Raw genomic sequence first — 19,807 nt, forward strand, 5'->3', positions numbered from 1 at the left:
GACATGAATGCAGATCATCAATTTAAACATAGCATAGAAAACAAGGAGGATTTCTGGAAAGAGCAGGCTGCAGAAATACAATGGTTTGAATTCCCACAGCAGATTCTCTCTAAAGATGCTAACAATTACCCACAATGGTTTTCGGATGGCAAGCTTAACATATGTTATTTATGCATTGATAAACATATTGAAGATGGTTTTGGAGATCAGAATGCGATTGTGTATGATTCACCTGTAACGGGTCAGAAGAAAACCTACACATTCAATCAGGCAAAGGAAGAAATTTCAAAACTTGCAGGCGGACTGGCTTCTTTGGGACTGAAAAAGGGAGACATAGCAGTTATTTATATGCCCATGATTCCGCAGACTCTTTTTGCGATGTTAGCGTGCGCAAGAATTGGCGTAATTCATAATGTAGTTTTTGGAGGATTTGCCCCTCACGAACTGGTCGTAAGAATTGATGACTGTAAACCTAAAGTCTTAATCACAGCTACTGCAGGAGTAGAAATTGCAAAGAGAATCCCTTATCTTCCTTTAGTGGAAAAAGCAATTGAACTTGCACAAGATAAAGTAGATAACATTATCGTTTACAATAGAAAATTAGTAGATAACCAACATGAAATGTTTGACGGGCTGATTGACTATGAAGAGTTGGTTCAAAAATCAGACCCCGCAGACTGTGTTTCCGTTGAGTCTACTCACCCACTTTACCTTCTTTATACCTCGGGAACTACAGGGAAACCTAAAGGAATTGTTCGTGATACCGGAGGATATGCCACGGCATTAAAGTATTCCATGAAATACATCTATGGTGTAGATTCCGGAGAAACCTATTGGGCAGCATCAGATTTTGGATGGGCCGTTGGACACAGTTTTTCAGTGTACGGACCATTAATCAACAGAAATACTACGATTATTTTTGAAGGAAAACCCATTATGACTCCTGACGCAGGAACTTTCTGGAGAATTATTTCGGAATACAAGGTTTCTGTAATGTTCACTGCTCCTACAGCGATCAGGGCCATCAAAAAAGAAGATCCCAATGGAGAATTGGTTAAAAAATATGATCTGTCACATTTCAAAAAGCAATTTTTAGCAGGCGAAAGATGTGATGTAGCCACATTGGACTGGTTTGAAGAACACATAGGTGTTCCCGCGATTGACCATTGGTGGCAAACCGAATCAGGATGGCCGATGCTGGGATTAATGACCATTGATGATCAGTACAAAATAAAAAGAGCGTCCGCAGGAAAACCAATTCCGGGATATGATATTAAAATTTTTGATGAAAACGGACTGGAGCTCAACCCACATCATGAAGGCTATCTGGTAATCAAACTTCCTCTCCCTCCAGGGGCACTCCTTGGAATCTGGAAAGACCATGACCGTTTTGAAAACAGTTATTTATCACAATATAAAGGCTATTATTTTTCCGGAGATGGCGCCATACAGGATGAAGACGGTTATATTTTCATCACAGGAAGAGTGGATGACGTGATTAACGTTGCCGGACACAGACTTTCTACTTCCGAAATGGAAGAAATTGCTTCCTCACACCCGGATGTTGCCGAATGTGCGGTAGTAGGCATTGATGACGATTTACGGGGACAAGTTCCTTTTGCCACCGTCGTTTTGAAAAATGGGTCAGAAATTTCAGAAGAAAATGTAGAAAAAGAAATTATTCTGAAAGTCAGAGAAAAAATAGGAGCTGTTGCTTTTTTGAAAAGTGTGATGGTTGTAAAAAGGCTTCCAAAAACACGTTCCGGAAAGATTTTAAGAAAATTAATCAGAACATTATTAGACGGAGAGGATTTTCAGATTCCATCCACCATTGATGACGAGAAAATCATTGAAGAAATTCAGGAAAAAATCAATGAATATAGGGCCTAGACGAAAAATTAAACATATATTTAAGTATCATTTTTAATCGTTTTAAACGATAAAAGAAAGGAAAGTTCTGAATACTTTTCATTACTTAAATTTTAAAGCTTAATATTTTAAAATTTAAGTTCACATAAACAAAAGACAATCAACAAATTATCAATACAATTCAAATTTCAAAAAACGAAAGGGATATGAGAAATTACTTAATAGAAGATTTACCACAATACTTTGAAGATTATAAGAAGTCTATCAAAAACCCAAAGAAATTCTGGGATAAGGTAGCTGATCAAAACTTTGTGTGGTACCAAAGATGGAGCAAGGTTGTTAAGTATGATATGAATGAAGCGAAGATCACATGGTTCAAAAATGCCAAGCTCAATATCACAAAAAACTGTATCGACAGGCATCTTGCCATAAGAGGAGATAAAACAGCTATTATTTGGGAACCTAATGATCCCAAAGAAGAAGCTCAGCATATTTCTTACAACGAACTATACACCCGTGTCAACAAAACCGCAAACATTCTGCGCGATATGGGAATTGAAAAAGGAGACAGAGTATGCATCTATCTTCCCATGATTCCTGAACTGGCTGTTACTATGCTGGCTTGTGCTAAATTGGGAGCTGTTCATTCCGTTATATTTGCCGGATTCTCCGCTTCTGCAGTTTCTTCAAGAGTGAATGACTGTGAAGCGAAAATGGTGATCACATCCGATGGAAGCTACAGAGGAAACAAGGTTTTGGATCTGAAAAGCATTGTAGATGAAGCCTTGGAAAAAACGCCAACTGTAGAAAAAGTCTTGGTGGTAAAGAGAACCCACAACGAAATCAAGATGAAAGAAGGAAGAGATTACTGGCTGGCTGATCTTTACGAAAAAGCTTCTCCGGATTTCGTTACAGTCATCATGGATTCTGAAGATCCTCTCTTCATTCTGTACACGTCAGGCTCTACAGGAAAACCAAAGGGAATGCTTCATACCTGTGCCGGTTATATGGTGTATACTGCCTACACTTTTAAAAATGTTTTCAACTATAAGGAAAATGATATCTATTGGTGTACCGCTGATATTGGATGGATCACAGGACACTCTTATATTCTTTACGGACCATTATTAAACGGGGCTACCACTGTAATTTTTGAGGGAGTTCCTACTTATCCTGAACCCGATCGTTTTTGGGAAGTAATTGAAAAACATAAAATTACTCAGTTTTACACCGCTCCTACTGCTATCCGTTCCTTAGCTAAAGAAAGTACAGAATGGGTAGACAAACATGATCTGAGTTCTTTAAAAGTAATCGGGTCTGTAGGAGAACCTATCAATGACGAAGCCTGGCATTGGTTCAACGATCACGTTGGAAAGAAAAAATGTCCTATTGTAGACACATGGTGGCAAACTGAAACAGGAGGAATCATGATTTCGCCGCTTCCTTTTGTTACGCCTACAAAACCAACCTATGCTACCCTACCTTTACCTGGTATACAGCCAGTATTGATGGATGACAAGCGTAATGAAATTACAGGAAATCAGGTTACAGGAAACCTTTGTATCCGTTTTCCATGGCCGGGAATCGCAAGAACAATTTGGGGAGACCACCAAAGATATAAAGAGACTTATTTTACAGCTTTCCCCGGAAAATACTTTACCGGTGATGGCGCATTAAGGGACGAGGTAGGTTATTACAGAATTACAGGACGTGTGGATGATGTAATTATTGTTTCAGGACACAACCTGGGAACAGCTCCTATTGAAGACAGCATTAATCAGCATCCTGCTGTTGCAGAATCAGCAATTGTAGGCTATCCGCATGATATTAAAGGAAATGCCTTATATGGTTATGTAACGCTTAAAGAAACCGGAGAAGGACGTGATAAGGATAATTTAAAGAAAGAAATAAATCAGTTGATTGCAGATCAAATCGGACCTATCGCCAAACTGGATAAAATACAATTCGTTTCAGGCCTTCCGAAAACACGTTCAGGTAAGATTATGCGTAGAATATTAAGAAAAATTGCAGAAGGAGATTTCAGTAACTTTGGAGATATCAGTACATTATTGAATCCGGAAATTGTAGAAGAAATTAAAAACGAAAGAATTTAATACGTTTTAAAATAATAAGTAAAGGCCTTAGAAGTAATCATTTCTAAGGCTTTTCATTTTTCATCAATCACATTAGCTTCAATAAATATCAAAAGAAAAGTTAGAGTTAAAATGATACCATCTTTCGTTGAAGCGTTGCATCAGAGACATCAATTAAATCAGTAGAATCATAACTCTATTTATTTATTTTAAAAAATTAATCATATGATTGATAGATATATTCAAACATTTTAACATTATTATATAGATAGAATATTAATAGATAAATTTTACTGAATTTATAATAAAAAAATAAGTTTTTTTTACTAACTTTAATCAGAACTTTAAAACCCATTAATTATGTCAAATATATTAGCTGGGCTATTTGAGCACCATAGCAATTACAAGAAGCTTGAAAGCGATCTGGAGGATTCCGGTTTCCAAAATTCAGATTACATCATATACCTTAATAGTGAAACAGATAATACACAATACCTGGCCAGTGTTGCGATAAAGGATAATGAACGGCTGGATACTGCCCGGAGTATTTTCTCACAAAATGCAGTCATAAAAACTTATTTATTTGAAAACATGAGCATTGATCAGGCTAATTATGAAACTATTAAAAAGTATATCGATGCAAGAAATAGGGCTGAAATTCACAATAGCCCAGACATTAAAATCAAAACGTCAAGTGACGGGATGAATTCAGAAGTAAAATTCTAATTGATATAAAATCTAGTAACCGAGAATCCGTAGCACAAACTACGGATTTTTATGTTTGAAAAAACTAAAAATTTTCGTATTTTCGTCTAAATATAGGCATCTACACAAATGAGTTACGATCTAGAACAAGAGAATAAGGAGATCCTTGCCAGATATAAGGACCTGATTTCTAACACATACAGAACATTGGATGAGGAAAATAACAAACTCATCCGAAAGGCATTCGACATTGCATTGGATGCCCACAAAGATCAAAGGAGAAAATCTGGAGAACCCTACATCTACCACCCTATCGCTGTAGCCAAAATTGTAGCGACAGAGATTGGTTTGGGAGCTACTTCCATTGCCTGTGCGCTTTTGCATGATGTGATTGAAGATTCTGACTACACTTATGAGGATCTTAAAAAGATCTTTGGAGAAAAGATTGCCAATATTGTGAATGGATTGACTAAGATCTCCATCATGAATCATCAGAATATTTCTGTACAGTCAGAAAATTATAGAAAGTTACTGTTGACGCTGTCTGAGGATTTCAGAGTAATTCTTATTAAAATTGCAGACCGTCTTCACAATATGAGAACGTTGGAAAGCATGGCTCCGGATAAGCAGAAAAAAATTGCTTCGGAAACCGTTTACATCTATGCCCCAATGGCACACCGTCTTGGTTTATACAACATCAAGTCTGAGTTAGAAGATCTTTCCTTAAAATACAATAGCCCTGAAGTCTACAATGAGATCACAGAGAAGTTAGAGCTAGCCAAGGAAAGCCGTGAAAGATATATTGAAGAATTCAAAAAAGAGGCCTCCGAAAGACTTCGTGAAGAAGGATTAAACTTTAAAATTAAAGGCCGCGCAAAAGCAATTTCCTCCATTTACAGAAAAATGCTGAAGCAGGGAGTTTCCTTTGAGGAGGTTTTTGATAACTACGCGATCAGAATTATCTATAAATCTGACGCCAAGAATGAAAAGTTTCTTGCATGGAAAATCTACTCCATTGTTACAGATGTTTACCATAGCAATCCATCAAGGATGCGTGACTGGATCACACAACCTCGTTCTACAGGATATGAAAGTTTACACTTAACCGTTTTAGGCCCTGATAGAAAGTGGATTGAAGTACAGATTCGTTCAGAGCGTATGGACGAGATTGCAGAAAAAGGGGTTGCCGCCCACTACAAATACAAAGAAGGTTATAAACAAAGTTCTGATGACCGAAATTTTGAAAAATGGGTAACAGAGATTCGTGAAGTTCTTGAACAGCAACAGAATCTTTCTACTTCTGAGCTTTTGGATAATATCAAACTTAATCTTTATTCAAAAGAAGTGTTTGTATTTACACCAAAAGGAGAAATTAAAATTTTACCAACCAATGCAACGGCACTTGATTTTGCCTTTTCCGTTCACTCAGATTTGGGAATGAAGTGTTTGGGAGCTAAAATTAATGGAAAACTAGTTCCAATCTCCTATACTCTTCAAAACGGAGATCAAGTAGATATCCTTTCTTCGCAGAATCAAAAACCAAAATCTGACTGGCTGGAATTTGTAGTTACATCCAAGGCTAAATCTAAGATTAAAAGCTACCTGAATTCCCAGAAAAATCAGTTGGTAGAAGAAGGCAAGGAAACTTTACAAAGAAAACTTCGTCATGCAAAAATCAATTTCAATGATGAGGAAGTTAATAAGCTTCAGAAATTCTTTAATTTAAAATCGTCACAAGAACTGTTTCTTAAATTTCAGACTAATGAACTTGATGCAAGCAGTTTAAGAAAATACATTGAAAGTAAGAACGTATTCAACAACCTGCTTTCAAGATTCAGAAAGTCTCCGACAAAAAATCTTCGTTTCGAGGAACCTAAGGAGCAAAACCTAGACATGATTGTCTTTGGAAAGGATGAAGAAAAACTGAATTACAGCTATGCAAAATGCTGTACAGTAATTCCTGGAGATAAAATCTTCGGATTCATCACTATTTCTGACGGAATTAAGGTCCATAGTGACAGCTGTCCAAATGCCATTAACCTTAGAGCACAATATGACTATCGTGTCATTCCTGCCAAGTGGGTCAATGCAGAAAGCTTCAAGAACAGAGTGAAAATTGAGATTGAAGGCCTTGACAGAATGGGTATGATTAATGACATTACCACCGTCATCAGTGGAAGTATGGGAATGGATATGAAAAGTATGTCTATTGAATCCAATAACGGAGTCTTTATGGGAAATATCAATCTCGAAGTCAAAAATAAGGGGCAATTGGAAGAAACTTTCAAAAAGCTCAAAAATATTAATGGAGTCTCGAGAGTGAGACGACTACAATCGTAAATATGAATTTATCACTTTATTTTAAAAAATTTTTCAACAACAGTCAGGCCTCAGGAATTATTCTTATTTTCTGTGTGCTTATTTCATTACTTATTGCCAACTCATCTGCTGCAGAAAGTTTTCAGCAGTTTTTAGACAAAGAAGTAGGCACTCACCTATTCCAACTAGAGTATCCTGTCAGCATTTGGATCAATGATGGTCTTATGGCGGTTTTCTTCCTCTTGGTAGGTCTTGAAATAAAAAGAGAACTGGTAGAAGGTGAACTTTCATCTTTTAAAAATGCTTCACTTCCTATTTTTGCAGCCGTGGGCGGAATGCTTGTTCCGGCTGTTATTTACAGCATATTCAATGCCGGAACGGAATACAGCAATGGTTGGGGAATTCCGATGGCAACAGATATTGCATTTTCTTTAGCTATTATTTCGATGCTGGGTAAGAAGATTCCCAATTCAATCAAAATATTCTTAGCGGCATTGGCAATTGTAGATGATCTGGGTGCTATTCTTGTTATTGCTATATTTTATACCGAACAGATTCATTGGGCCTATCTTTTCTTATCTTTAGGTGTGACTGCGCTGCTTTTTATTTTAAATTTCTTAAAAGTTACCAAAATTATATTTTACATTATTCCGGGGATCTTTTTATGGTATTTCCTGCATCATTCCGGAATACATGCAACAATAGCAGGCGTTTTACTGGCCTTTTCAATTCCTACCAATGCTTCCCATGTGGAAATTTCGCCATTGGAAAAACTGGAACATCAGCTTCATATTCCTGTAAGCTTTCTGATTATGCCAGTCTTTGCTTTAACGAATACCAATATTACCTTTTCAAATGAAATGGTTGCAGGCGTTACAAGTACGTTAGGATTAGGTATTATTTTCGGATTAATTATTGGAAAACTGATTGGGATCAACTTGTTCTCCTTAATTGCTATTAAATTAAAACTTAGTTCCTTGCCACAAAATAGTAACTGGCTTCAAATGATTGGTGTAGGTTTACTTGCCGGAATTGGTTTTACCATGTCCATTTTTATCGCTTTACTCTCTTTTAAAGGGGAAATTATTATCCAGGATGAGGCTAAATTTGCCATTTTGATCGCTTCATTTGTTGCGGCCATCTTAGGCTTTACGATCTTAAGTTTAAGTTCCAGAGGAAATACAGTACCGGAAGAAGATTAATCTTTTTTCAGATTACCCAGCTTTCTCTGATGCTCTTCATTGCTGTCAAAGTTGGGTTCTGTAATCTGAGAATGGTAGTGAACGGTTTCTTTTTGAATCTCGTCAGACAATAGTTTTTCTATTCTGAGCTTTCTGATGGCCATATTCAGTTCATTTCCAAATAACAGGAGATATACATTCACATTCACCCAAACCATCAGCAGAATCATACTTCCTATGGAACCGTAAAGAACGTTATATCGGGCAATATCCTTTACATAAATAGCAAAGATATATGTTGTAACCACAAACAATATGGTCGTGAGAACCGCTCCCGGAATGGCTTGTCTGAATCTAGTGATTTTCACTGTTCCTAACCAGTAAAAAAGAGTCAGAAGAATAAAATAAAACAACGGAAAGGAGACAAAACCAATAATGCTGGAAAGGTTATCTACCAGCCATGAAACATCATAAGCAGGAGTAAACAATTTCATAACAACCTCTACATAATACACTCCAAAAAGTGCTAAAAACACAATGGTAATAAAGCCTATCGTGATAAAAAATGAAAGAATAAACTCTTTCACATCGCTGAGTTTTTCTTCTGTATTTTCATTAAATCCGTTGATAAGAGAAAAAGTACCATTCGTTGCGAATATAAGCGCTAAGACAATCGTCAGGTTACTGATTCCTTTCATATTAGGAATGATATTCGTTTCTATATAGCCTCTTACATCACCCTCCATATTAGACGGAAATACATTATGCATCAATACATCAAAAATATAAAACTGTAATTTGTCGTAATGCGGCATATAAGGCAATACAGAAAGTAGGAAAAGAATAAATGGAAATAAACTGATGGTAAAACTCCAGGAAATAGCGGCTGCCTTTCGCCCTATCTTTCCTTTAAAAATTCCGGAGATATAGATCTGGAACATCTGCCAAAGCGATATTCCCAAAACAGGAATATGTATGTTATCAAAAAACTCCTGAATTTTCAGGATAAATTTGGGAACTGTTACACTCATCTATTGCTGTAGTTTCGTAATTAGCTACAAGATCAAATATCAAATAACTCCAATTAGAAGAGCATTTTTTCATGATATTTTCTCTATCTCTCTTACAAATATAAACATTTTCCCTCTCCTCTTTCTCACCAAAAATTATATAGAATTGAGGTTGAAAGACAAGAATAACAAAAATTCTAATGTTTTCTCTTTTATCAATATGATCCTATTTAAATTAATCGTAAACAATTAAAATAATCAAAAATAAGCTTGGTGATGAATATTATCTCTGAATATCCTTATATCAACCTTTCTAGAGACCTATATGCAGAATATTAACCGTTAAAAAATTCCTATCTTTGCCGACTGAAAATTACCAATTAATGCGAATCAGTTTACTTTGTATCGGAAAAACAGACGATAAGGAAATTACTTCTTTAATCAATTACTACCTTAACCGTCTTCCTAAACACTGGAATTTTGAAATTACCGAGATTCCGGATGTTAAGAATGCAAAAAATCTTTCCCCTGATTTGCTTAAAAAAGAAGAAGCCAAACTATTCCTTAATCATATTGATAAAAATGATCTTGTTGTAATCCTTGATGAAAAAGGAAAGCAGTTTACCAGCCGTGAATTTTCCCAGAAAATAGATACATGGATGAATTCTTCTGTAAAAAAAGTTCACATACTGATTGGAGGTGCCTATGGTTTTTCAGAAGACATGTATAACAGAGCCAATGAAAAAATGTCATTATCTAAAATGACATTTACGCATCAGATGATTCGATTGTTCATTGTAGAACAGCTTTATCGTGCCGATCAAATCCTACAGAGCAAACCCTACCATAATGATTAAAGGAACCTATTTTATATTTTAAAATCTCAGTTACCCGTAAATAATTGGTTATCTAGTTAACCCGATCTGCCTTTTGGCTTCTCCCACGACAAAAGCAACAGAATTAGCAATATTAAAGCTTCGGATTAGTTTTGACATTGGAATGGTTAGATGATTTTCAAACTGATCCAGAACTTCCTTACTCAATCCTACACTTTCTTTTCCGAAAACCAACCAATCTCCATCCTGAAAATCATTTTCCAGGTATGATTTTTCCGCATGTGAACTCATTAAGAAAACGCGTGACGGATCCGGAATACTCTTCACCCACTCTTCTACATTTGCATATTCAGAAACATCAAGATGTACCCAATAATCCAATCCCGATCTTTTCAGGTTTTTATCATTAATTACGAAACCAAAAGGATGAACTAAGTGTAGTTTAGATTCTGTGCCTACACACAGACGTCCGATATTTCCAGTATTATTGGGTATTTCAGGTTCTATAAGAACAATATTTAACATGTATACTTTTTATATGAATTAAAAAAACAGCTAAAGTTAGGCGTATGCTACATTTAACTGTTCTTTATTTATGATTAATAATAAATTTCTCCTTTAAAATAATCCTGCTTATTGCTCGGTACTTTATTAGAAAAAAAAGTTTATACCATTGTGATATGTTATTTCTTAGCACATTTAGCATAGTAGTCTGCTAATATGGCCTTTTCATAGCCCAATCCTACTGCTTTATTAAGATTATCACAAGCTTCCTTAGGTTTAGCCATTTCAAATAAAATCATTGCCTTAGTTACAAAAGATTGTGCAAATTTAGAATCAATAGAAATAGCTTTAGAAACATCCGCAAGAGCTTCCTTAGTTTTCTTCATTTTTAAGTAAACATCTGCTCTTCCATTATATAACAATGATTCCGGCTTTTCTGCAATAAGCTTGTTGTAATCTTTTAAAGCTCCTTCAAGATCATCATTATTCTTTTTTAAATTGGCTAATCCGGTTTTTGCAAAAATATTATCCGGTGCAAAGCTTAGAATCTGATTTAGATCTTTCATAGCCAGTTCTTTTTTGCCCTGACTATCATAAATCTTTGAGCGTATCAAATAGAAATCAGGGTTTTCAGCATCCAGCTTAAGTCCATTTTCAATGTACTCCAATGCTTTTGCTTTGTCTCCTTTCTGGCTATGTAATGAAGCTAAGTTTACATATACGGAAGCGGATCTGGGATCAGTTTTTAACGCTTTTTCATATGATTTAAAAGCAAAATCTGTTTTCCCAAGCCTTCTTTGAGCTGTACCCAGATAATTGTAATATTCTGACTTAAATTTTTGAATTTGTTCTTTTTCCGCCAATTGGGAATAATGTTCTTCAGCACATTTATAATCTGCTTTTTTGAAACATTCCTCCGCCATTTTTTTGTCCTGGCCATAAATGTTCAATGAAAAAAAACTGATGGATGCTAAAAGTAATAAAGATTTTTTCATGAAGTTATATTTTGTTTGTTGATCACTTTTTTGGCGAGTGCACCAAATATCACTCCCAATAAAGATCCAACAAACACCCCCACCAAAATATCAATTGGAAAATGCACTCCTAAATATATTCGGCTGTATGAAACCACTATAGCCCATACAAATATAGCATATGGAAACCATTTAAGCTTATTTTTCAGTAAGATACTTAAAAATGATGCTAAAAAGAAAGTGTTAGAGGCATGAGCGGAATAGAATCCAAACTGCCCGCCACATTTTACAATTCTCATGTAATGTTCCAGTGTGGGATCATGACAGGGTCTTAACCTTGCCACCCCATATTTGAAAACACTTGCCAACTGATCTGAAACCGTTGCCCCAAGTGCTAAAAATATAAGAATAAAAACTAAGGATTTTAGTTTATAGTTTTTGTATAAAAAATAAAGGAATATAATATAAAGAGGCACCCAGATCCATGTACTGGATATCAACATCCAAAACTGGTCAAAGGCAGGATCTCCTAAATTATTAAGATATAAAAATACCTGTTTGTCTTCCTGAATAATTTCCTCCATACATTATCTGCTTACAGGCCCTTCGTGCGTTTCGTCATCGGCAGGCTTTGGTTTTGGAGGTTCATTGGTAGTGGAAGCTGGATCTGTAAGAATATCTTTTTCAATATCCTTCATCGGATTAAAATCCTTGGCAGCGTCTTTTACTTTCTCAATTTCACGTTTAATCTCAGAAACAGGATTGTCTGTTTCTTTCATGATCTCAGTTTTGATATCTTCTACTGCTCCACGCATTTTTCTAACGCCTGCACCTAAGTCACGCGCAATCTGAGGCAATTTATCCGGACCGAATAATACAACGATTGCCACTGCAATCAATGCCATTTCTCCAATGCTTAATTCCATGCTGTAAAATTACAAAAGATTATACATTTATTTACGGTAAACTAAAAATTTAAACAAATTTTAAGATTTTATAAATAATAATCAAAGACTAAGGCTTAAAAAACAGGTCCGATAGTAAATATCCTTACAAAATAACAGGCTGTTTAATCTTCTATAAGTCTTTATTTTCAATGTAAAATTTATCAATTAACAAATAATTAATTCAAATGATTGAGAATTAATTAACATTTAAGTATATTTACTACACACAACCAAATAAATATTTAATATGAAAAAATTAATTATCAGTTTTAAAATTCTGGTCGTATTATCGGTGTTGACACTCAACAGTTGTCGTGATGAGAACAATGAAATTTCCAAACAGGAAACCGTTCAGGCTAAAGTAACCGCTGCTGATCTAAAAAAAGAAGTAATACCTATTTCACAAGCTGTTCCGGAGATTGTACAATCACAATTGGATGAATCTCAAAGGAGTCTTGAAAAGTATTTGAAAAGTGATTTACAAATTGCAGGAGTCAACGTGATTGGAAAGATTTCTTCTCAAAAAGGTATTGAGATTTCTCAGAACCTGATTTCTGATAAGGATCAGTTTATAGCTCTTGGAAATGTTCTGGATCCGTCTTCTGTAAAAATGGGAAGAATTGGGGAGCTTTACACCGGAGACGATCTTACTATTGCCCAAAACGGATTAAAGGAAATGGTTACCGAAGAAATAAAAACAGGCATTAATGCAATGGAAATCATCTGGAGTAGCAAAAACGGAAAGTTCACAACGCTTTGTTTTTATAATGATTCGGGAATTATCTGGGATAATATCCTTGGTGGTTTGGTTATGATGGATACAAGAGGTACCAGCGAAAATTCTACTGGTAATAAATCTGCAAGGGTTATTTCCAAATGGTATAAGCAATGGTGGACTGCCAACTGGCTTTGGGGTTCTAAAAGAGGTGAAGCGGGATATCAGATCACAGTTTATTATACGGGGTCAACAGTATCCAATACGGATGTAAATGACTGGGCTTATATCAGCTTAGGAAAAGCAAAAAGTGAAAGCAAGATTACTAGAAATACCGGAGCCTATGGCCAATGTCAGTATGCGTTGGGACTTTGTACACCTACAGGTTCTTTAAGCTTTAATGCCAGCAAATTCTCAGTTTCATTCTCAGGATTGGGAAGCAATGTTGTGAATAATGGTATAAAATCTCTTTATCCTTAATTTTCATAGAATATAAAATCTTTCAAACAGTAAGGGAAGCCTCTAGAGGCTTCCCTTTATATTTTACAACGGAGAGAACTAATTTTTCTCTGTTTATTTTAAATTCGCAATAACTTTTTATTTTGTCATTATTGAATGCTCTTCTCCTCTACTGCTTAAATTTTTCCCTTTTTCTTAAAAGCAGAATAGGTAATCACAACACTGATTGTCATTAAAATAAATGCCAGGAAGAAAGGCGCCCCTGAAAACTTAAATGGTGCTTCATCATGCGTGAAAAAGTAAAACAAATTCGTCATCATTGGAGGCCCGATAATGGAAGTAGCGCTCATTAAACTGGTTAATGCTCCCTGAAGCTCGCCTTGTTCATTGGAAGGAACGCTCTTCGTAATAACAGACTGTAAAGCCGGCCCACAGATTCCTCCTAAACAATAAGGCACCAAAAAGGCAAACATCATCCACCCCTCAGAGGCAAATGCAAATAATAAGAGACCTAGCGCATATAGTGCAAGTCCGTAATAAATACTTTTCTGCTCACCCAGCCTTGGCGTTGTCCATCTGATCAAAAGTCCTTGCACCAAACCAACCAACAAACCGACAACTCCCAAAGAAATCCCTACCATCCTTTCTGTCCATCCAAACTTATACATGGTAAAGAAACTCCAGTTACTTTGTACAGCATGCCCTGCAATATAGATTAATATTAGCGCAGCAATAAGTCCTGAAATTTCAGGATGTTTTCCTAAAAATTTAAAAGAACCTACAGGATTAGCCCGCTTCCAGTTAAATTCTCGTCTTTTATCTTTATCTAAACTTTCGGGAAGAATGAAGTATCCATAAAGGAAGTTAAGCAAACACAAACCTGCTGCTGCATAGAAAGGGACTCTGGCACCATAATGTCCCAGAACACCACCTAAAACAGGTCCTATAATAAAGCCTAAACCAAATGCAGCCCCAATCAGTCCAAAGTTCTTTGCTCGGTCTTCATCATTTGAAATATCTGCAATATAGGCACTTGCCGTAGTTACACTTGCTCCGGTAATCCCTGCAATAACTCTTCCCAAAAACAGCCACCAGATTGTGGGAGCCAATGCCAGGAAAATATAATCTACTGCAAATCCGAAAAGCGAAATCAAAATAACGGGTCTTCGTCCGTACTTATCACTTAGATTCCCTACAAGCGGTGAAAAGATAAACTGTGTAAAGGCATAGGCAAATCCTAACCAACCACCATATTTTGCGGCTTCACTGATGTCTGCATGAATCAATTCTTCAATCAATTTAGGAACAACAGGGATAATAATTCCCCATCCCGTAATATCAATCAGTAAGGTTATAAATATAAAGCCTATGGCCGCTTTTTTCTTTGAATTTTCCATGATGGTGCAAAATTAATCAAATCTTAAAAATAATGATTCTAAATTTCATTATATTAAAAAAGTATAATATTGAGTAACAGAATACTATTAAAAAAACAATTTATTTTAATGGTATATACAATAATAAATCTCAAAATAATCTGTTTCAAAATACTTGAGACAAATCTTAAATTCAGATAACAAAAAAGCCTTTCTTTCGAAAGGCTTTTACTAATTTATTGTAGTTTGTTTTACTTTGAAGCAAGTACTTCTTTGTCTGAAGTAGTTTTTCCATGTACTCCATCTTCTTTTCCTTTCTTAAGGAAGTCATAAGCAATTGCTGATGCAATAAAGATAGATGAGTAAGTACCGAATCCAATACCAATTAGCATTGCAAACATAAATCCTCTAAGGTTATCACCTCCGAAGATGAAGATCGCAAGGATTACCAAGATTGTAGTAAATGATGTGTTAAATGTTCTACCTAACGTACTTGAGATAGAGTCATCAAATAATCCTGCTAATGTTAATGATTTCTTCTCTCTTAGATATTCTCTAATTCTGTCGAAGATAATTACCGTATCGTTAATTGAATACCCTAATACAGTAAGGATCGCAGCGATGAAATCCTGGTTGATCTCCATGTTGAACGGCATATATTTGTGAAGTAATGAATACGTTCCTAAAATAATAACCGCATCGTGGAATAGAGCTGCAACAGCACCTAATGAGAACTGCCATTTTCTAAATCTGAATAAGATGTATAAGAAAATACCTCCTAAAGCAGCCACTACAGCAAGAATACCGTGTGTCTGAATATCGTCTGCCACTGTAGGACCTACTTTTTCAGAAGAAATGATACCAGCGTGATCTTTATCTGCAGATTTGAAATCATGTAATGTAATGTTAGCAGGAAGATCTCCTTTTAACCCTTCATATAATTTCTGCTCAATCGTTTGGTCAGCCTTTAAAGACTCATCTTCGATTAGATAATCTGTAGAAATTTTCAACTGATTAGCATTTCCAAAAGTCTTAGCTTCTACAGAAGAATTCTTACCATCCTCAGTCTTGAATAGTTTTACTAATTTCTCTTCAACATCATTAGCATTAACTTCTTTATCAAATCTTACCACATAGTTTCTACCTCCTGTGAAGTCAATACCATATTTGAATCCGTGAGTAACCATTGAGAATACGCAGATCACTGTTAGTACAGCAGAAACGATATAAGCATATTTTCTCTTACCGATAAAGTCGATCCAAGTATTTCTGAATAGGTTTTTCGTAGGTGGAGTCCAAACAGAAAGTTGTTTCCCTTTGTTCAATCTACTAAAGATCATTACTCTTGAAAGCAATACAGAAGTAAACAATGTCATCACGATACCAATCATCAATGTCAAAGCAAATCCTTTGATAGGTCCTGTTCCGAAGAAGAACAATACAACTGCCGTTAATAAAGTAGTTGAGTGACCATCGATAATTGCACTTAATGCATGTTTGAAACCATCCTTATAAGCTTCTAAGATGCTCTTACCGGCAAATAATTCTTCTTTCGTTCTTTCGTAGATAATTACGTTTGTATCTACCGCCATCGCCATCGTCAATACGATACCTGCGATACCAGGAAGAGTTAACGTAAAGTCACCGGAATCCATAATTCCGAAAATATAGAATAAGTTAATTACCATTGCAATTACAGCGTACACACCGGCACCACCGTAATAGAAAATGATATAAACAATAATAATCAAGAATGCGATTGCAAATGAGATCATACCTGCGTTGATAGATTCCTGTCCAAGAGACGGACCTACCTGAGTCGCCTGTACTACTTTTGCACCTGCAGGTAATTTACCTGCTCCTAAAACGTCAACCAATTCTTTAGCTTCTTCCTGAGAGAAGTTACCAGAGATTTGAGTTCTACCGTTAGGAATAGCGTTTACAACGTTTGGTGCAGTGTATACTCTGTTATCAAGTGTTACAGCAACTGGCTTCCCTACGTTTTTCTCCGTTAAAGTTTTCCAGTCTTTCGCACCTTTAGAATCCATCTGCATGTCTACTACCACTCTTCCAAGTTCATCGTAGCTAATGCTGGCAGTTTCTACAGCACCGTCTACTGGAGCTTTTTGGTTGATGTTACTTCTGATTGCATACAATACCAAATCATCAGGACTTGTAGCCTCAGGCTTGTAACCCCACATAAACTGTGTATATTTAATGTTTGCCGGACGTAAAGCCAAACCAACCTTGCTGTTTAAAATTTTATTTACAACAGCAGTATCAGATAATTTTACGTTAGCTACACCATTCGTTCTTAATTTGTCAAGCTGTAAAAGATTGATGAAGTTTACATTTTTTGCAACTCCCATAGAATCTCCTTTTGCAGCAACCATAGTGGTTAATGTTTGGAAATAAGGTGCAATTTCAGGAACCTGTTGTACTTCCCAGAACTGAAGTTTTGCAGAAGTCTGAAGCATTTTCTTTACCTTATCGATATCCTTCATACCAGGCATTTCCACAGAAATTCTAGCTGTACCAGGTACTCTCTGAACGTTTGGCTGGATTGCTCCAAGCTTATCAATTCTCGTTCTGATTACCTCGAAAGCTGTTCCTACAGAAAGATCAATTCTTCTTTTCACAATACTTTTTACCTGCTCATCAGTAGTATTGTACTTGATTTCAGATAAGTTTGTGTTTCCGAAAAGTTCCGGATCAGCAAGCTTAAGGTTGGTCCCTTTTGCTTTGTTAACCGCATCGAACTGTTCAAAAAAGTTGTCGATGTAAGATTTTGTTGAGTTTTTTTGAGCTTCATCAGTCTTGTTCAAAGCATCAATAAGAACAGGATTTGTTGAATAATTGGTTAAATCATTAACCAAATCTCTCTGGTTGATTTCCAATAGAACGTTGATCCCTCCTTTTAAGTCAAGACCAAGTTTCATTTCCTTGTCTTTAGCTTTTGAATAATAAAGCTTCGTATACCCAAGATTAAGAGTATCCTCCTTGATTCGTTTGATCTCTTTCTCGTTTCCTTTCGCAGCTTCGATCTGCGATTCAATTTTGCTGGCGTACCAGGTTGGTAATAGCTCGTTTAAGCAAATCAACCCCAGGACAATAGCAACAATTGTAATAAGTCCTTTTCCTTGCATTTTGTTATAACTACGTTAAATTAAGTCGGCAAATATAATGATTTTCTTGTATTTTATGAATTTTTAACAACAGAAATGGTTTATTTTCAGATATATCAGCATTCTGATTTACATTTAAGATTTAACAATTTTTTCACGGTATCGTAGTGAAATTTTCAAAAAATAATTGGTATAAAATTTTCATTCCTATATCAACGCACTAACTATCAAAATATTATGAAAAAACAACTTTTTATCATCAGTATTTTTTCTTCCTTAATTGTTAATTCTCAAAGCATTAATTTGGAAGAATTTGCCACTGGACTTACCAGTCCAGTAGAGATTACGAATGCCAACGACAGCAGATTGTTTGTCGTACAACAAGACGGAATAATCAAGATTCTTCAGCCTAACGGAGCCATCAATGCAACCAGTTTTCTGAATATTTCAACAAAAATTCTCTACGGTGGAGAAAGAGGACTTCTCGGGCTTGCATTTCACCCACAATACTCTACCAACGGGTATTTTTTTGTGTATTATAACAACACAGCGGGAAATATTATTGTAGCAAGGTATAATGTAAGCACTGCTGACCCTAATATAGCCGACCCCAATTCTGAAAAGATTTTAATGAATATTCCGAAACCATTCAGTAATCACAATGGTGGAAGTATTCATTTTGCTCCTGACAGAAAGCTTTGGATCATCACCGGTGACGGGGGAAGTGGCGGAGATCCTAACAATAATGCTCAAAATAAAAATATGCTTCTTGGAAAAATGCTGAGGATTGATGTAGACGCTACCGGACCCTATAATATCCCCGCAGACAACCCTTTTGCAGGAGCTACAGTAGACGGAGCCGATGAAGTATGGGCCTATGGACTAAGAAATGCATGGAAGTTTTCCTTTGACCTCAATACAGGAAATGCTTGGATTGCTGATGTAGGACAGGGAGCTATTGAGGAAATCAATAAAATGCCTATAACGCAACCCGGACTTAATTATGGCTGGCGATGTTATGAAGGCAACACGGCTTACAATACAACAGTTGGCTGTCCCAATGCTTCAACTATGATCTTTCCTATTGCCGTGTATGATCACTCTGGAGGAAAGTGCTCTATTACAGGAGGATATGTTTACAGAGGCGCTCAATATCCGTCACTTCAGGGAAAATATTTCTTTGCAGACTACTGCTCTACCCAGATCGGAATTTTGAATCCTGACAATTCCATTGTGTGGACTTCTCCTTACAGCGGAAATAATTTTTCAACTTTCGGACAAAATTCACAGAAAGAATTATATGTAGCAGCCGTTAATAGTGGAAAGATTTTTAAAATTACAACCGGAACTTTGGGTACACAGGAGACGAATCAATTAGGAACTATAAAAATTTATCCTAATCCTGCATCAAAAGAGGTTTTTATTAATGGAATTAAAGATAAAAATATAACAGCAGAGATCATCAGTACAGATGGACGAAAGGTGCTTGAAACAGCCACAATTATCGAGGGACAAAGAATAGATATTTCCAAAATCCCAACAGGGGTATATTTTATCAATCTGAAATCTGTAAATTTAAAATCTTTTAGTCAAAAATTGGTTATTGAGTAAGTTCTATTTTTTACATTGATGTGTCTTGCATTCATCACATCGTTGAATATTGAATATTTAAACTAAAATTTTAAGTGAAATAA

Annotated in this window: 15 protein-coding genes; 8 read left to right on the forward strand and 7 right to left on the reverse strand. The window is 35.9% G+C overall.

The window, feature by feature from the left end; genetic code table 11:
* Nucleotides 1–3 precede the first annotated feature (3 nt).
* The 5 genes from C1638_RS07670 (at nucleotide 4) to nhaA (ending at nucleotide 8,188) form a co-directional block, all read left to right on the forward strand.
* A complete protein-coding gene (locus tag C1638_RS07670; protein ID WP_109619735.1) occupies nucleotides 4–1,890 on the forward strand; it encodes an AMP-binding protein in 1,887 nt (628 codons plus the stop codon).
* 164 nt (nucleotides 1,891–2,054) lie between these two features.
* The gene (gene acs, locus C1638_RS07675; protein ID WP_228428112.1) at nucleotides 2,055–3,983 is read left to right on the forward strand and encodes an acetate--CoA ligase; all 1,929 of its coding nucleotides are present in this window, start codon (nucleotides 2,055–2,057) and stop codon (nucleotides 3,981–3,983) included.
* 339 nt (nucleotides 3,984–4,322) lie between these two features.
* Complete coding sequence (locus tag C1638_RS07680; protein ID WP_109619740.1) at nucleotides 4,323–4,688, forward strand: hypothetical protein; 366 nt, start codon at nucleotides 4,323–4,325, stop codon at nucleotides 4,686–4,688.
* Nucleotides 4,689–4,796: 108 nt separating this feature from the next.
* Nucleotides 4,797–7,007 (forward strand): RelA/SpoT family protein, encoded by a 2,211-nt coding sequence (locus tag C1638_RS07685; protein WP_109619742.1) that lies wholly within the window; start codon nucleotides 4,797–4,799, stop codon nucleotides 7,005–7,007.
* A 2-nt stretch (nucleotides 7,008–7,009) separates the two neighbouring features.
* Entirely contained in the window at nucleotides 7,010–8,188 is a 1,179-nt protein-coding gene (gene nhaA / locus C1638_RS07690; protein WP_109619744.1) for a Na+/H+ antiporter NhaA, read from the forward strand.
* Here the strand turns inward: nhaA and C1638_RS07695 are convergent.
* Entirely contained in the window at nucleotides 8,185–9,198 is a 1,014-nt protein-coding gene (locus C1638_RS07695; RefSeq protein ID WP_109619746.1) for a YihY/virulence factor BrkB family protein, read from the reverse strand. The two genes, nhaA and C1638_RS07695, sit on opposite strands and share 4 nt — an antisense overlap.
* Before the next feature lie 362 nt (nucleotides 9,199–9,560).
* Here C1638_RS07695 and C1638_RS07700 point away from each other — a divergent pair, with 362 nt between their 5' ends.
* On the forward strand, nucleotides 9,561–10,034 hold the full coding sequence (locus C1638_RS07700; protein ID WP_109619748.1) for a 23S rRNA (pseudouridine(1915)-N(3))-methyltransferase RlmH: 474 nt from the start codon (nucleotides 9,561–9,563) through the stop codon (nucleotides 10,032–10,034).
* A 48-nt stretch (nucleotides 10,035–10,082) separates the two neighbouring features.
* Here the strand turns inward: C1638_RS07700 and C1638_RS07705 are convergent, their stop codons facing one another.
* From C1638_RS07705 to C1638_RS07720, 4 genes are all read right to left on the reverse strand, one after another.
* Nucleotides 10,083–10,538: a tRNA (cytidine(34)-2'-O)-methyltransferase gene (locus tag C1638_RS07705; RefSeq protein ID WP_109619750.1), complete on the reverse strand. Its 456-nt coding sequence runs from the start codon at nucleotides 10,536–10,538 to the stop codon at nucleotides 10,083–10,085.
* 158 nt (nucleotides 10,539–10,696) lie between these two features.
* Nucleotides 10,697–11,512: a tetratricopeptide repeat protein gene (locus C1638_RS07710; RefSeq protein ID WP_109619752.1), complete on the reverse strand. Its 816-nt coding sequence runs from the start codon at nucleotides 11,510–11,512 to the stop codon at nucleotides 10,697–10,699.
* The gene (locus C1638_RS07715; protein WP_106916188.1) at nucleotides 11,509–12,075 is read right to left on the reverse strand and encodes a phosphatase PAP2 family protein; all 567 of its coding nucleotides are present in this window, start codon (nucleotides 12,073–12,075) and stop codon (nucleotides 11,509–11,511) included. The genes C1638_RS07710 and C1638_RS07715 overlap by 4 nt, the downstream gene beginning before the upstream one ends.
* Before the next feature lie 3 nt (nucleotides 12,076–12,078).
* A complete protein-coding gene (locus tag C1638_RS07720; RefSeq protein ID WP_109619754.1) occupies nucleotides 12,079–12,417 on the reverse strand; it encodes a Sec-independent protein translocase subunit TatA/TatB in 339 nt (112 codons plus the stop codon).
* 268 nt (nucleotides 12,418–12,685) lie between these two features.
* Between C1638_RS07720 and C1638_RS07725 the strand changes: the two genes are divergently transcribed.
* The gene (locus tag C1638_RS07725) at nucleotides 12,686–13,633 is read left to right on the forward strand and encodes a hypothetical protein (protein WP_109619755.1); all 948 of its coding nucleotides are present in this window, start codon (nucleotides 12,686–12,688) and stop codon (nucleotides 13,631–13,633) included.
* Nucleotides 13,634–13,788: 155 nt separating this feature from the next.
* On the opposite strand, the gene C1638_RS07730 is transcribed toward C1638_RS07725, so the two are convergent.
* Complete coding sequence (locus tag C1638_RS07730) at nucleotides 13,789–15,009, reverse strand: TCR/Tet family MFS transporter (RefSeq protein WP_109619757.1); 1,221 nt, start codon at nucleotides 15,007–15,009, stop codon at nucleotides 13,789–13,791.
* 230 nt (nucleotides 15,010–15,239) lie between these two features.
* Complete coding sequence (gene secD / locus C1638_RS07735) at nucleotides 15,240–18,134, reverse strand: protein translocase subunit SecD (RefSeq protein WP_109619759.1); 2,895 nt, start codon at nucleotides 18,132–18,134, stop codon at nucleotides 15,240–15,242.
* Between the two features lie 216 nt (nucleotides 18,135–18,350).
* Between secD and C1638_RS07740 the strand changes: the two genes are divergently transcribed.
* A complete protein-coding gene (locus C1638_RS07740) occupies nucleotides 18,351–19,724 on the forward strand; it encodes a PQQ-dependent sugar dehydrogenase (RefSeq protein WP_109619761.1) in 1,374 nt (457 codons plus the stop codon).
* Nucleotides 19,725–19,807: the final 83 nt, after the last annotated feature.

Origin of the sequence: Chryseobacterium oncorhynchi (assembly GCF_002899895.1) — a bacterium.
In the GTDB taxonomy this organism is placed as follows: domain Bacteria; phylum Bacteroidota; class Bacteroidia; order Flavobacteriales; family Weeksellaceae; genus Chryseobacterium; species Chryseobacterium oncorhynchi.

Bases quoted from the DNA above. Each gene is read 5' to 3' on its own strand.
- C1638_RS07710 (WP_109619752.1), bottom strand. From the start codon at position 11,512: ATGAAAAAATCTTTATTACTTTTAGCATCCATCAGTTTTTTTTCATTG.
- C1638_RS07680 (WP_109619740.1), top strand. From the start codon at position 4,323: ATGTCAAATATATTAGCTGGGCTATTTGAGCACCATAGCAATTACAAG.
- nhaA (WP_109619744.1), top strand. From the start codon at position 7,010: ATGAATTTATCACTTTATTTTAAAAAATTTTTCAACAACAGTCAGGCC.
- C1638_RS07740 (WP_109619761.1), top strand. From the start codon at position 18,351: ATGAAAAAACAACTTTTTATCATCAGTATTTTTTCTTCCTTAATTGTT.
- C1638_RS07725 (WP_109619755.1), top strand. From the start codon at position 12,686: ATGAAAAAATTAATTATCAGTTTTAAAATTCTGGTCGTATTATCGGTG.
- C1638_RS07700 (WP_109619748.1), top strand. From the start codon at position 9,561: ATGCGAATCAGTTTACTTTGTATCGGAAAAACAGACGATAAGGAAATT.
- C1638_RS07685 (WP_109619742.1), top strand. From the start codon at position 4,797: ATGAGTTACGATCTAGAACAAGAGAATAAGGAGATCCTTGCCAGATAT.
- secD (WP_109619759.1), bottom strand. From the start codon at position 18,134: ATGCAAGGAAAAGGACTTATTACAATTGTTGCTATTGTCCTGGGGTTG.
- C1638_RS07730 (WP_109619757.1), bottom strand. From the start codon at position 15,009: ATGGAAAATTCAAAGAAAAAAGCGGCCATAGGCTTTATATTTATAACC.
- C1638_RS07715 (WP_106916188.1), bottom strand. From the start codon at position 12,075: ATGGAGGAAATTATTCAGGAAGACAAACAGGTATTTTTATATCTTAAT.
- C1638_RS07695 (WP_109619746.1), bottom strand. From the start codon at position 9,198: ATGAGTGTAACAGTTCCCAAATTTATCCTGAAAATTCAGGAGTTTTTT.
- C1638_RS07705 (WP_109619750.1), bottom strand. From the start codon at position 10,538: ATGTTAAATATTGTTCTTATAGAACCTGAAATACCCAATAATACTGGA.
- C1638_RS07670 (WP_109619735.1), top strand. From the start codon at position 4: ATGAATGCAGATCATCAATTTAAACATAGCATAGAAAACAAGGAGGAT.
- C1638_RS07720 (WP_109619754.1), bottom strand. From the start codon at position 12,417: ATGGAATTAAGCATTGGAGAAATGGCATTGATTGCAGTGGCAATCGTT.